The organism is Streptomyces dengpaensis, from assembly GCF_002946835.1.
Classification (GTDB): domain Bacteria; phylum Actinomycetota; class Actinomycetes; order Streptomycetales; family Streptomycetaceae; genus Streptomyces; species Streptomyces dengpaensis.
In genome coordinates this window covers 448,822-461,669 of sequence record NZ_CP026652.1, presented here as the reverse complement: position 1 = coordinate 461,669, position 12,848 = coordinate 448,822, and the positions used below count along the sequence as shown (strand labels likewise).

Annotated in this window: 14 protein-coding genes and 2 pseudogenes; 10 read left to right on the top strand and 6 right to left on the bottom strand. The window is 68.0% G+C overall.

Annotation, left to right across the window (positions count from 1 at the left end; genetic code table 11):
* The first annotated feature begins 1 nt into the window (after position 1).
* Positions 2-490, top strand: a complete 489-nt coding sequence (locus C4B68_RS02170; RefSeq protein ID WP_099505956.1) for a hypothetical protein — start codon at positions 2-4, stop codon at positions 488-490.
* Positions 487-1,425, top strand: a complete 939-nt coding sequence (locus C4B68_RS02165; protein WP_099505955.1) for a hypothetical protein — start codon at positions 487-489, stop codon at positions 1,423-1,425. The genes C4B68_RS02170 and C4B68_RS02165 overlap by 4 nt, the downstream gene beginning before the upstream one ends.
* A 371-nt stretch (positions 1,426-1,796) precedes the next feature.
* On the opposite strand, the gene C4B68_RS02155 is transcribed toward C4B68_RS02165, so the two are convergent.
* Complete coding sequence (locus C4B68_RS02155) at positions 1,797-2,294, bottom strand: winged helix-turn-helix transcriptional regulator (RefSeq protein WP_099505954.1); 498 nt, start codon at positions 2,292-2,294, stop codon at positions 1,797-1,799.
* A 776-nt stretch (positions 2,295-3,070) separates the two neighbouring features.
* Between C4B68_RS02155 and C4B68_RS02150 the strand changes: the two genes are divergently transcribed.
* Complete coding sequence (locus tag C4B68_RS02150; protein ID WP_143674496.1) at positions 3,071-3,385, top strand: hypothetical protein; 315 nt, start codon at positions 3,071-3,073, stop codon at positions 3,383-3,385.
* Between the two features lie 199 nt (positions 3,386-3,584).
* On the opposite strand, the gene C4B68_RS41645 is transcribed toward C4B68_RS02150, so the two are convergent.
* A complete protein-coding gene (locus C4B68_RS41645) occupies positions 3,585-3,722 on the bottom strand; it encodes a hypothetical protein (RefSeq protein WP_167458989.1) in 138 nt (45 codons plus the stop codon).
* 443 nt (positions 3,723-4,165) lie between these two features.
* On the opposite strand from C4B68_RS41645, the gene C4B68_RS02145 reads away from it, so the two are divergent.
* The 4 genes from C4B68_RS02145 (at position 4,166) to C4B68_RS02130 (ending at position 7,184) form a co-directional block, all read left to right on the top strand.
* Positions 4,166-4,993 (top strand): enoyl-CoA hydratase/isomerase family protein, encoded by an 828-nt coding sequence (locus C4B68_RS02145; protein WP_099505952.1) that lies wholly within the window; start codon positions 4,166-4,168, stop codon positions 4,991-4,993.
* Between the two features lie 5 nt (positions 4,994-4,998).
* On the top strand, positions 4,999-6,261 hold the full coding sequence (locus C4B68_RS02140; RefSeq protein ID WP_099505973.1) for an MFS transporter: 1,263 nt from the start codon (positions 4,999-5,001) through the stop codon (positions 6,259-6,261).
* A 115-nt stretch (positions 6,262-6,376) separates the two neighbouring features.
* On the top strand, positions 6,377-6,613 hold the full coding sequence (locus C4B68_RS42865; RefSeq protein ID WP_240634137.1) for a hypothetical protein: 237 nt from the start codon (positions 6,377-6,379) through the stop codon (positions 6,611-6,613).
* 97 nt (positions 6,614-6,710) lie between these two features.
* On the top strand, positions 6,711-7,184 hold the full coding sequence (locus C4B68_RS02130) for a hypothetical protein (RefSeq protein ID WP_099505951.1): 474 nt from the start codon (positions 6,711-6,713) through the stop codon (positions 7,182-7,184).
* An 82-nt stretch (positions 7,185-7,266) separates the two neighbouring features.
* Here C4B68_RS02130 and C4B68_RS42860 read toward each other — a convergent pair.
* The 4 genes and pseudogenes from C4B68_RS42860 to C4B68_RS02115 all read right to left on the bottom strand — a co-directional run.
* Positions 7,267-7,579: pseudogene (locus tag C4B68_RS42860) on the bottom strand (transposase); the annotation flags it as partial.
* Positions 7,580-7,647: 68 nt separating this feature from the next.
* Entirely contained in the window at positions 7,648-8,115 is a 468-nt protein-coding gene (locus tag C4B68_RS02120; RefSeq protein WP_099505950.1) for a MarR family winged helix-turn-helix transcriptional regulator, read from the bottom strand.
* A 313-nt stretch (positions 8,116-8,428) separates the two neighbouring features.
* Positions 8,429-8,596 (bottom strand): annotated as a pseudogene (locus C4B68_RS42855) (ATP-binding protein); the annotation flags it as partial.
* A gap of 308 nt (positions 8,597-8,904) precedes the next feature.
* The gene (locus C4B68_RS02115) at positions 8,905-9,375 is read right to left on the bottom strand and encodes a MarR family winged helix-turn-helix transcriptional regulator (RefSeq protein WP_099505949.1); all 471 of its coding nucleotides are present in this window, start codon (positions 9,373-9,375) and stop codon (positions 8,905-8,907) included.
* Between the two features lie 115 nt (positions 9,376-9,490).
* Here C4B68_RS02115 and C4B68_RS02110 point away from each other — a divergent pair, with 115 nt between their 5' ends.
* Genes C4B68_RS02110 through C4B68_RS02100 form a run of 3 tightly spaced genes read left to right on the top strand, consistent with a single transcriptional unit; the run spans position 9,491 to position 12,306 of the window.
* Positions 9,491-10,540 carry an LLM class flavin-dependent oxidoreductase gene (locus tag C4B68_RS02110; protein ID WP_099505948.1) on the top strand — a complete coding sequence of 350 codons (1,050 nt, stop codon included), beginning with the start codon at positions 9,491-9,493 and terminating at the stop codon, positions 10,538-10,540.
* Complete coding sequence (locus tag C4B68_RS02105) at positions 10,533-11,564, top strand: LLM class flavin-dependent oxidoreductase (protein WP_099505947.1); 1,032 nt, start codon at positions 10,533-10,535, stop codon at positions 11,562-11,564. The genes C4B68_RS02110 and C4B68_RS02105 overlap by 8 nt, the downstream gene beginning before the upstream one ends.
* 4 nt (positions 11,565-11,568) lie before the next feature.
* Entirely contained in the window at positions 11,569-12,306 is a 738-nt protein-coding gene (locus tag C4B68_RS02100) for an NADPH-dependent F420 reductase (RefSeq protein WP_240634135.1), read from the top strand.
* The last annotated feature ends 542 nt before the right edge of the window (positions 12,307-12,848 follow it).

Sequence of the window (12,848 nt, the reverse complement as noted above, 5' to 3'; positions counted from 1 at the left end):
CATGCCACTCATCGTCGTCGCCCTGCTGCTGCTCGCCGGGGTGTCGGAGGCCGTCGGGCGCATCCTGCCTCTGGCGGTGCGCCGGCCTGGCATGTCGCGGACTCTCGTGGCCAGCTTTATGTTGGCCGGCGGCCTCGTCGAGGGTGCGGTGTTCGCGCTGTGGCCGCTGACCGCATGGACCCTGGCCGAGCTGGTGTTGTCCTCTCCGCCCCCGGGCGAAGAGTTGGTGTGGACACCAGGCCTGGTCGCCCCGCTGATGCTCGCTGCCGTCCTGGCGTTCCCGTTGCTCGGGCCCTTCCTCCACCTGCTGCTCTTTGTAGGTGCCGGGGCCGGGCTGGTCAGCCCGCTCGCCGCGGCGACCGGGCTGGGCTGGTGGGGCGCCGCCGGTTGTGTGGCCGTCGCCGGGGCCGGGCTTGGTGTCGCGGTAGAGGCCGTTCGGCGTCTGGTCGTGAGGATCAGCGCGGCCGAGGCGCGGGTGTCGGTCGCATGAACGGTTTCCTGCTCTGGGTCTGCGCGATCGGACCGGCTCTGCTCGCCGAAGCCCTGCTGGCCCGCTACGAGGTTCTGGCCTACGGCGCCGGCTGGCGGGCCCCCACCACCGCACTTCCCGAGGGCGTGCCCTATGCCCGGGGTGCGGCCCCCGATAGACCCCCGGGTGCCTACCTGGTCTACCTGGACGGCATCGGCAAGCGCCGCTTCCGTGACAGCCGGGACGGCGGCCTGCTGGTCAAGGCCTTGATCGCCGGAGCGCCGGAGCTGCGGGTGCTGGGTCAGGTGCTGCCCTACTCGCCGCTGGCCGACCCGCTTGCCGAGCGGCCGGTGTGGGCGTGGCTGCGCCGCCGCATCGGGCTGCTGCTGTTCCTGCACAATGTCATGCAGACCTTCGTCGCCGCCGACCACCGGTACCGCCCCCTGTACAACCGGGCCGTCGGCTCCCAGATCGCCACGCAGCTCCGGCTCGCCGGCTACCAGCCCGACAGCGGTATCCCTGTGGTGCTGCTCAGCTACAGCGGCGGTGCCCAGGTCGCCGGCGGCGCGGTCGATGAACTGCACACCCAGCTGCGCTCCCCGCTCCTGCTGATCACGCTCGGTGGGTTCCACAACGGCGCCAACGACCTCAGCCGTGCCGAGCAGCTGCATCAGCTGACCAGTGCGAGCGACCGGATCGAGCGGGTCGGTACCTGGATCTTCCCTCAGCGCTGGCGGCTGTTCCGCGGCAGCGCATGGAACCGGGCCATCCGCGCCGGGAAGATCACCGTGCACCGACTCGACCCGGCCACGCACGTCGGGCCGCGCAGCTACATCAGCCCGACGGCTCGGTTGCCCGATGGCCGCAGCCACCTCGACCGCACTGCCGACACCGTGATCGCGCTCATCCGCGCCCACCACAACGCGACCGTGCCGACAGACGATCTGTTGCCATGAGGGCCTCGGCCAGAGCGCGCAGCGTACGGTCCGGCACGCTTGGTCGCGACGTCGACCTTGCCGGGAACCTCCGCCGCGAGGTCGCCGTACGCGCCCCGGCAGCGGGCTGGTGCGCCCGCGCGATGGTGGAGTCCACGCTGATGTCCCACGTGACGAGGCCCTTTGCATCCGCCGCGGCCTGCAGCCTCTCGAAGATCCGCTTCCAGGTGCCATCGCGCTGCCAGCGGCGGAACAGGTCGTACACCTGCTCCTACGGCCCGTACCGCTCCGGAACGTCCCACCACGGTGCACGACCAAGATCCACTTTCGCAATTGGCCCTAGCTGCGGTAACTGCTGGAGCAGCACCCGGAGGGCGGCGTGGGCCACCCCGTCACGCCTGGCGGCGACGAGGCGTGTCGATTGGTGTCGCCTTTTCGATGGGGTCCGCCGCCCGCGACTGGACCAGGAGCAGGTCGTCGGGGGACAGTTCCCTGCCGTCCTCGGCGGTGAGGGACAGAGGGCGGGGCGGTTGTCCTGTCCGGGCGTCGATGACACGGTTCATCGGCTCGTCGTCCTCGAAGAGGTGCTTCTGCCCCCACTGGCGCAGGGCTGAGAGGACGGTGTGGAAATCCCGGCCCTTCTCGGTGAGGACGTACTCGTGGGAGTTGCCGAGCGTCGACTCGTGGATCTCGAAGATGCCAACGGCCACGAGCTTCTGCAGCCGTGCGGAAAGGATGTTGGACGCGACGCCGATCTGCTTGTTGAAGTCCGTGAACCGTGTGACGCCGTGCATGGCGTCACGGAGGATCTGGAGTGTCCAGGTGTCGCCGACCTCGGACAGAGAGCGGTCGATCGGACATGTCGAATGGCCCAGTTCTCGACGCTTCACCGGTACCTCCCAAACCCAGTTACTTGCAATTCTAAAGCATGGGTGACCGGACGAGCCCTGATCCGGACCGGAGGCCGCGGCCTGGGGGAGGGGCGCCCCGCCGTGCCTCCTGATGGGCCACCCCGTCGTCTCACCCTGCCTGCAGGTGCGTGCGGAAGAACCGCACCGCGGCATCGGTGCCCGCCTCGAAGCCCGAGATAGGGATCGAAGTGATCGCCCGGCATGAGGACGAGTTCCTTGGGCTCGAGTACGTGCTCAAAGGCGCCAGGGGCCAGGTCGGTGGGGGCGACGGTGTCGTGGGTGCCGACCACCATCATGAGGGGTGTCGGGGAGATCTGGTCGATCCAGTTGCCGGGATCGTAGGACCTCGAGCGCCGGTTGGACTGAACGGTGACGCGGTCTCCCAGAGGCCCTCGCGCAGATCATGCTGCAGGTAAAAGGCGATCGTGTCGGCGGCGCGGTAGGAGGCCGGCGCCTCAGGATCGGCATTGACGAACACCTGCATGGCCGGCGCCTTGACCCGGGCCTGGGCGAGCTCGTCCGCGGCGAAGGTTTCTTCCAGCTCGCGGGTCAGGTGCGGGGGAACACGCGGCGGCCGAGCGTGCGGCATCGCTGGCGGTCAACGGCCTTGCCCGTCAAGCGGACGTAGCCGTGCGACCGCGCCCGGTTCCCGAGTCGCCGCTGCCGGCCGTGGGGCGCCGCCCTCCCCGCAGCGCCGCCGCGGAATCTCGGAGGCGGCTTCCGACAGGCGGGCATCGTCGCCGCCGGCGCCCTGCATGTCCGAGCACCACCGCGCGCGCCTTCACGAAACGCATGCACACGCGCGGCGGTTCGCCCAAGCAGTGGCATCCCTCGACGGGGTCGATCTGGACCCGTCGACGGTGCACACCAACATCGTGCGCTTCCGCCTGACGGACACCAAAGCCGCCGTCTTCGTCGAGGAAATGCACCGCCGAGGCGTCCACGTGCTGCCTTCGGGCGAGGACGGTGCCAGAGCCGTGTTCTACCTGGACATCGGGGAGAAAGAAGCGAGCAAGGCGATCGCAGCGGTCGAGGCGACGCTGACCGAGCTGAAGCGAACGGAGCCATAAGCCGATGAACTTGATGATGCGGACACCGGCGAGGCACTCGCGCCTGGATATCGGAGAGTTCTGGCGACCCCGAGAGCCTTTACGGCGCAAGCATGGACATGCGCCGTGCCGTGACGGGCGCCGAGGACTGTGAGGTCCAAGGCCCGACTGTATGCGGCGAACCGCCGGGATGGCGGGGACAACGGCATGCCAGCGGTCTTCAGCGCTGCCGTCTGCACCTGATGAGGCGTTGCACGCCGTCCGAATCGTCGCGGATGACGCCGTCCTCGCAAAACGGCTTCGGCTGATCGGAAAACTCGGGAGGGCGATCGGCCAACCAAAGCATCTTGTCGGTCATTTCGCTCAGGACGGCGAGGGGAATCCAGCCAGACCTGTAACCCAGCCGAATCCGGCTGAAGGCACAGCAAATACCCGGTGCCCGTAGGAAGACGGACGGTATCCAATCCACGGGTGGACCTGAAAAGCTTTCTCGGTTTCGGCTTTTCCCTCACATTTAACTGGGCCTCGCAGAAATTCCAGGTAATTAGCCTGCCCATCAAGTCGTGGACCGAGCCAGTTCCTGCCTGCTGGAGCTCTCGCGCAGGCTGCTTGTTTCCTGCGTGCGGAGCGCCCGGGCTGGTCCGGCGTCGGTTCACCAACGTCACGCCCGGGCGCCGGGAGCGACCCTTAGGCGCGTGGTGCGGGGCGCACGCCTGTCACTTGCAAATCACAAGCAAGGCTGCCAGTGTTGGCGTGTCGCTTGCAAATCGCAAGTGGACGCGTTTGAAGGAGCTGAGGACGATGGCCTGGAGCTACGAGACGATCCGGACCGAGCTGCGCAACGGGGTCCTGTGGGCGACGATCGACAACCCTCCGATCAATCTGATCGACGAGCGGTTCGTCGCGGATCTGGTCGCGCTGCTCGACGAGACCGACGCCGACAGCGATGTGCGCGTTGTTGTCTTCCGGAGTGCGGATGCGGACTTCTTCCTCCCGCATGTGGACCTGAAGCGGATTGCTGAGTACACGGCTGCCGCGGCGGCGTCCGGGGGGCCGGACGACGTCGGTCTGGGTGCGCTGTACCGGCGGCTCAGTGAGGCGCGTCCCGTTACGATCGCGGTCCTCGAGGGCCGGGCGCGCGGTGCAGGTGCGGAGTTCCTGTACGCGTGCGACATGCGGTTCGCATCCCTGGAACGTGCGGTGATCGGGCAGCCCGAGGTGGGGGTGGGCACCTTCCCCGGTGCGGGAGCGGTGCAGCAGCTGGTGCGGCTCGCCGGCCGCGGCCAGGCGATGCAGGTGATCCTGGGCTCCGAGGACCTCGACGGACGGGAGGCCGAGCGTATCGGCGTGGTCAACAAGGCCCTGCCGGATGGTGAGTTGATTGCCTACATCGAGGGCCTCGCCGAGCGCATCGCCAAGTTCCCGGAGGCGGCTGTGCGGCTGGCCAAGCGCCGGATCAACGCGGCCGGCCTACCGCCGAAGGAGGATGTTCATGTCGATGCGGGCTTTTTCCAGGTCCTGGCGCGTGATCCGTCGAGCGCTGCCCGGATCGGCGCGCTGATGCAGCGCGGGATGCAGGAACGCTCCCGCACTGAGCTGGAGTTCGGTGCAGCGGTCGGGGAGCTGTGAGCACCATGCCGCCAGCAGTCCTCACACGACGAGTGCCGCGCCCGGTCGGCTTCTGGCTGCTGGGTGTTGCTCTGCTCGCCTTCCTGGCCGCGGCCGGTGCCCCGTCCCCGCTCTATGTGGTCTATCAGCACCGCTGGGGCTTCTCGCCGATCGTGCTCACCGACATCTTCGCGGTGTACGTCGTGGCTCTGTTGGTCGCGCTACTGATCGTCGGAGGGCTCTCTGATCACATCGGTAGACGTCCCGTACTCGCCGCCTCACTGATCGTCGAGGCCGTGGCGATGGTCGTGTTCCTCACCGCTGACGGCGTCGGGCCACTTCTGCTGGCTCGCATCCTGCAGGGCCTGGCGACCGGCGCAGCAGCGGGGGCGATCAGCGCCGGGCTGATGGACTTGCAGCCGTCACCCACCTCGCGCCTCGGCGCCGTCGTAAACGCCGTTGCCCCCGCCGCCGGACTGGCTGTAGGGGCGCTGGGCAGCGGCCTGTTGGTGCAGTACGCGCCAGCACCCACGGTGCTGGTCTTCGTCCTGCTCACCGTTGTCTTCGTGCTGCTGGCCGTGGTGGTGTTCTTCCTGCCCGATCCGGTCTCGCCCCAGCCCGGTGCCTGGGCTTCGCTGCAGCCACGGGTGGCCGTGCCGACTCCGGCCCGCAGGGCCTTCCTGGCAGCCACGCCCTGCCTCGTCGCCGTGTGGGCCATGGGCGGGCTCTACCTCGCGCTGGGTCCCTCGCTGGCCGCTGCCGTCCTGCACATCGAAAGTCATCTGGTCGGCGGCTTGGTGGTGGCCACACTCTACGGCGCTGCAGCCGCCGCCTCCCTACTGGTGCATCACCTGGCGCCACGGCGCATGATGGTCGCCGGTTCGGTTGTGCTCGCTGCGGGGACCGGTCTTAGCCTGCTCGCCCTGACCGGGGCCTCTGCGCCGTTGTTCTTTGTCGGAACGGCCATCGCCGGCGTCGGCTTCGGCGGCTCCTTCCTGGGCGCCTTCCGCTCGCTCGCGGCACTGGCCGGGCCCGCGCAGCGCGCGGAACTGTTCGCCTCCGTCTACCTCGTCAGCTATCTGGCCCTCAGCGTTCCCGCCGTGCTGGCCGGGCTTGCTGTGCCGTACCTCGGCCTGCGCACCACAACCACCGGGTACGGCATCGTGGTCATCCTCCTGGCGCTGCTGGCCGCCGTCACTGGCGCCGTGGCCCGCGCGGGCGCCGCCTTGCCCGACACCGCTTCTTCCCGCCCCACGAGGCCGGACGATGTTCATCTCTGCAGGCCATGACGGCCGCAGGGCCGCATCAGACCCATTCCATGCTCTGGCACCCGTGTGCCTCCCTGCCATCCGCTGAATCGCCCCCTGGTGAGATGTGGAGCGACCATGCCCGAGAGTAGCGACCATGCCCGAGAGTGAGGACCTGGAACTGGGCTACCGCGTGACGCTGGTCCGTGACGCCACCGCGGCCCTCACTCCCGAAAAGATCCATGCCGCACTGGAACTGAACGGCCCCACATACGCCCATGCCATCGTCACCACGGACCAGCTCGTCACCGCGTTCGGACAGCCGGGCTGCGTAGGTGAGATCGGGGAATGTTTGCAGGCGGCTTCGGACAGCAGTCTGGGGCTCGAAGCCTGAGGAGTGTTGCTGAGAAGTGGCAGCAGGTAACCGTGTCGGAACCTTGGTGACGTCAAGGGAGTGCTGACCGTAGGCTCTAGGCGAAAGGGCAGGTGCAGTGGCGATCGCGGTGCAGTGGATCAAGACGTCCTGGACGAAGCAGTCTCGGGGCGGGAAGGCTGCTGCTCGCAGGAATGCGGCGCCGTTGGGCTTCCCATTGCCTCAGGTGCCCTCCGAGTTCGCCCACTTCGTCCAGATGTCCGAGCGTGACGGCTTCCAGCCACGTTCGAGCCAGAGAGATCTTCGCGAGATCGGCGTCAGCCTGAGGGACGAAGGCGATCGGCTCCGGGTGCTCGCTCGTGTGGAGCCACTCTTCGGTTTGCCACCTCGGCCGCGCAGGCCGCCGGCAGTTCGACTGCTTCCCGGGCAGTGGGTCCGATGGCAGTTGAACTACCGGTTCACCAGTGCGCTGGGAATCCGCGGCTGGTCGTACTGGCTCGACACGTTCAACATCGCTTACGGCCGCGTCGACCGGGATGTGTTCCTGTCGGAGCCGACCATGATCGTCGATGAGTGCGGTCCGGTTCGATAGAGCAGGTGGATTGTGCTCAGATGCCGGCTCGTTCCGCTTGGGCGCGGGTGGTCGCGAGGCGGCAGACTTCCCCATGGGCTTGTCAAGCTGAACTTGCGGCGGGTTGTGCGGGTTCGAAGCGGCGTCCGTCTCGAAGTAGAGCCCAGAGGACGTTGACGCGTTGCCGGGCCAGGGCCAGGACGGCCTGGGTGTGGCGTTTCCCCTCGGCTCGTTTGCACTGGTAAAAGCGGCGGGATTCCGGGCAGAAGTGGATGCTGCTCATGGCGGACATGTAGAAGACGCGTTGCAGCCCGCGGTGGTAGCGGTGGGGTGGTGCAGGTTCCCGCTGACGCGTCGGAATCGTGCGCGGTGGGGGCCGGTCCCGCATAGGTCGCGAGCCGGTCTGCACTGCCGAACAGGCGCTCTGGCCATGTGACCCGCGTCGGACCACCCACGCGACACGGCTCGCCCCGACCCGTCCCGGTCAGGACGCGTCCTCGTCCAGCTTTTCCACCACGCGCTCGGAGATCTGAGCCAGCGTCCGCAGCTCCGCCGGCGTGACATGGTCGAGGAACAGAGCGCGCACCGCCTCCACGTGACGCGAGGCAGCGGCCTCGATCATCGCGCGCCCCGCGTCCGTGATGACCACGAAGGCTCCGCGCCCGTCCTCGGGACACTCTTCCCGCACCACCAGGCCACGCTTGACCATACGGGAGATCTGGTGGGAGATCCGGCTCTTCTCCCATTCCAATGCACGGGCAAGATCCAGAAACCGCTGCCGCCCATCAGGTGCGTCCGTCAGCTCGACCAGCACTGCGAAGTCCGCGGGCGAGACATTGGACTCCGTCTGCAACAAGCGTGACAACCGGCCCCGGAGCCTCTCCTGAAGGCGGACGAAGCTGCGCCACGCATGCTGCTCCTCCGGCGTCAACCACCGCACCGTTTCTTCCATGGAGAAAGTGTAGACTAGTTGACACTTCACCAAACCTGCGGGATCTTCGGCCACGTGATGGCCCCTGCCCCGCCAGGCCCCACCTGACGGTCGCCCCGACTCCGGAGGCGCGGCACGGCCTGTCCTGCTCTGACTTTCTCGGGCCGCGCCTCCGGGCCCACCTGGCAGCTGGCGGCGTCCGCCGGACCGGCATGTCACGGCACCAGGGCCTTCGCGTCCCACAAAGCCGGACCGGTCTGCTCGGTGAAGGACTGCTCCGCCAGAAGGTCTTGCCCGACTGCCCGTCACGGCAGCGCCAGCGGGTGGTGAGCTAGGCCACGAGGAAGAGTCCGCGGCCTCCCTCGTCCGTCGTTCGAGCCCGCCGCAGCTTCGGTTGGGTGTTGCTCGGGTCGGTGACCTCGCAGACCAGTACGTCCTCCCGGATCAGGCGCAGTCCAACGGGGCCGCCTTACCGGATTGCGTTGGTCACCAACTCGTTGAGGCAGCAGGCGCTGCTGCCGTGCTACGGCGGCACGGTGCTCGCGGGTGTAGCGGCGGGCGTTGTAGATGGCGAGGGCCCGGTCGACGAGACCGTCCGCCAGATGGCGGTGGAAGTCCACGCCCTGTGGTCGGCGGCCAGGTCACCTTGCCCGGTGTGGGGAAGGTGTCCCGGATGGACGGTCCACGCCCGACCTCGGTGGCGGCGCCTTCGATGTGTTGGGCGGCGGTCGCGGAGCGAGGACGAAGGGCGAGGGGAAGGCCGGGGGCTGTATAGGGCAGTGACTCCCGTTCGCCCGCGGCAACAACCCCTCAGCTGTTACGAGATGCCCTCAGGCGGTCGCGTAGCGCCGCCGCGATCCGCCCGGCTGCCTCGAGCTCGTCCGGCGTGAGCGGATGGACGAACAGTTCGCGGACGGCACGCAGATGCGGCACCCATGCGTTGCGGAATGCTTCCCTGCCTTCGGCCGTGAGCACCACCTCGGCGCCTCGGCCGTCGGTGACGTGTTTCTCGCGCCGAATCAGCCCTCGTCGCTCCATGCGCTTGATCTGGTGCGAGAGCCGGCTGCGCTGCCAGCCGATGCGGGCCGCCAGTTCGGAGGGGCGCAGCCGCCCTTGCGCTTCTCGCAGCGCGAGGAGCGCGGCGAAGTCGCCGGGTGACAAGGAGGACTCGCCGTGCAGGCGTGAGGAGAGTTCGGAGCGGAGCTCTTCCGTCGTCTCGATGAAGTCCTGCCAGATCCGCAGTTCCTCGGCGGTGTGGAACGCTCTGCGTTGCTCTCCCATGGCGCCACCCCCTTTGGCTTTGGTTGACACGTCAATTATGTTGAACAATGATTGATACGTCAACCAATCGCTGCCGCGCGACATCGGATGTCCCGGTTGCCAGTAGGAGGAGTCCATGACGGCCACAGCGTTCGAATTGGGGCTGAACTCGTTCGGAGAGGTAGCCACCGACGGCGGCCGGCCGCTGAGCGATGCCGAGACCGTTCGCCTGTTGATCGAGGAGGCCAAGCTGGCCGAAGCCGTGGGGATCGACGTGTTCAGCGTCGGCGAGCACTACCGTGCAGGCCACAACGACAGCGCCACCCCCGTCCTGCTCGCCGCGATCGCCACCGCGACGGAACGCATCCGGCTCGGCACGTCGGTGACCGTACTGAGCACCAACGACCCCGTGCGGCTGTACCACGAGTTCTCCACGCTGGACGCCGCGTCGAACGGCCGTGCCCAGCTCGTACTGGGGCGGGCATCGGCCACCGAGTCGTTCCCGCTGTTCGGCTACGACCTCGCCGACTACGAGGAACTGTTCGAGGAGAAGCTCGACCTGTTCATGCGCCTCCAGCGTGAGGAGACGGTGACCTGGTCGGGCCGGTTCCGGCCGCCGCTCGTCGAGCAGCAACTGCGTCCCCGGATGCCGCCCGGTGGCATTCCCACCTGGATGGGCGTGGGCGGCAGCCCGAACTCCGTGGTCCGCGCGGCACGTTACGGCCTGCCGCTCATGCTGGCCGTCATCGGCGGACGCCCCCAGCGCTTCGCCGGTCACGTCGAGCTCTACCACCGGACGCTCGAACAGTTCGGGCACACCAGGCAGCCCGTCGCCCAGCACTCGCTGGGGCTCATCGCCGACAGTGACGAGGAGGCGATCGAGACCTGGTGGCAGTACTGGCAACCGGTCGTCGCCGCCCTTGCGGAGGAGCGCGGGTTCTACAAGCCGAACCGCGAGCGCTACCTGTCGGAAGTCGACAAGGGAGCGCTCTTCGTCGGCTCCCCCGAGACCGTCGCACGCAAGATCGCCACGATGGCCCGCGATCTGCACCTCAGCCGTTTCGATCTCAAGTACGACGTCATGAACCTCCCCCGCGAAGCCCGGGCCCGCACGATCGAGCTGCTGGGCAGCGAAGTCGCCCCGCGGGTGAGGGAACTGCTCACGAAGGAGCCAAGCCATGTCTGATCTCGCCTTCGGTCTGGACACGTTCGGCGATGTGCCGGAGGACGATTCAGGCACCCTGGTGTCCGACGCGCGGGCCATCCGGCAGGTCCTCGACGAGGCCGTTCTCGCGGAGCAGACCGGCGTCGACGTCATCGCGCTCGGTGAACACCACCGTCCGGAGTTCGCGATCTCCACTCCGGAGACCGTGCTCGCCGGCATCGCCACACGTACCAGCCGTATCCGCCTCTCGTCCGGCGTGACCGTGCTGAGCTCGGACGACCCGGTCCGCGTGTTCCAGCGGTTCTCCACCGTGGACGCCCTCTCGAACGGCCGCGCCGAGGTCATCCTCGGGCGCGGCTCCTTCACCGAGTCCTTCCCGCTCTTCGGATACGACCTGACCGACTACGACGTGCTGTTCGAGGAGAAGATCGAGCTCTTCGCCAAACTGCTGGAGGAGAAGCCCGTCACCTGGAGCGGCAGCAAGCGGGCTCCGCTCGACAGCGCTGACGTCTTCCCCAAGACCGAGTCCGGGCACCTGAACACCTGGGTCGGTGTCGGCGGTTCACCCCAGTCGGTCATCCGCACAGCGCACTACGGGTTCCCTCTCATGATCGCCATCATCGGCGGCAGCCCGGAGCGCTTCGCGCCCTACATCGACCTCTACCAGCGAGCCACCGACAAGTTCGGCACGACCGCCCACCCGGTCGGAATGCACTCGCCCGGCTTCATCGCCGACACGGACGAGGAGGCCCGGGAGCTGCACTGGCCGCACTACAAGGTCATCCGTGACCGCATCGGCGCGCTTCGGGGCTGGCCGCCGCTCCGCAAGGAGGAGTACGAGGCCGAGATCGAGCACGGCTCGCTCTACATCGGCTCGCCCGAGACGGTCGCCCGCAAGATGGCCCGAGCCATCAAGGCGCTCGGCGTCGGCCGTTTCGACCTCATCTACACCACGGGGGCACAGCCGATCAGCGCCCGCCTGCGCACAGTTGAGCTGTACGGCACCAAGGTGCTCCCGATGGTCCGCGACATCCTCGCAGGCTGACGCCATGAACGGAGCAGAAATGGACAACACCACCACCGCCGCCGTGCACACGGTCGGCATCCTGGGCGCGGGGAAGGTCGGCACCGTGCTGGCACGACTGGCCCTGACAGCCGGCTATCGCGTGCTCATCGCCGGATCGGGCGACCCCGCCAAGATCGCACTCACCATCGAAGTCCTCACCCCCGGCGCCGTCCCGGTCACCACGGCGGCCGCCGCGGAGGCAGATGTCGTCATCCTGGCGCTCCCGCTCGGCAAGTACCGCACGATTCCGGCCGAGGCGCTGCGGGGCAAGCTCGTCATCGACGCCATGAACTACTGGTGGGAGGTCGACGGCATCCGCGATGACCTCACCGACCCACTCACCTCCTCGAGCGAGATCGTGCAGGCGTATCTTTCCGGAGCGCGGTTGGTCAAGGCGTTCAACCACATGGGCTACCACGATCTCGAGGACGGCTCTCAGCCCGCGGGAACGGCGGGACGCAAGGCGATCGCGATCGCCGGTGACCACCCGGACGACCTCGGCACCGTCGCGCGTCTCGTCAACGCTTTCGGCTTCGAGCCCGTCATGGCGGGTCGCCTCGCCGAAGGAGTACGGCTCGAACCGGGCACCGAGCCTTTCGGCGCCAACGTCGACGCCGGGGAGCTGCGCGCGATGCTCATCCGCTTCCCGGAATCGGAACGCGGGCGGGCCGTGATCAGCGCGAGGACCGCCGCCTCGGCGTCGAGTGACCTGGCAGCCTGACCGCCAACCCGTGCTCGGCCGTCGGCGCTCCCGACCATATAGTTGACACATCATCTAAACTCCCTGCGATTCAGGTGACGCATCGCCCCGCGGGCAGACACTCGTCGGACCGCCTGTGCCGCGAGTGCGCCTCCAGAGCCGTGCGATTCGCCAGCCGAACGGCTCAGTTGCCCGGCAGAATCCGACAGTCGGGTGTGGGCGGAGCGCCTGGATCGAGGGGTCTGGAGTGCTGGCGGTGAGTCGATGCGTCATATCGTCCGCGGGCGGATCTCGGACTCAAGTGGGGTCGGGCCTGGGTGCGGGGGCCTTGCTCATGTTTGGGATCTTGAGGTCTTCGTGCGCGATCACGTTGAGCGTGGTGCTCCGACGAGCACGCCGCCGGCTTCGCCGCCCGGTTCCAGCGGTCAGAGGCAGGCTGCCGCCTGATGGCACCGATCGTCCTCATCGACGAAGGCTGGCTCCTGGATATCGCCTAGACCTACGTCGTTCGGCCGCCAGGGACCGGTGGACGCGGGACTATCGCGGCGGCGGGTTCACCGCTC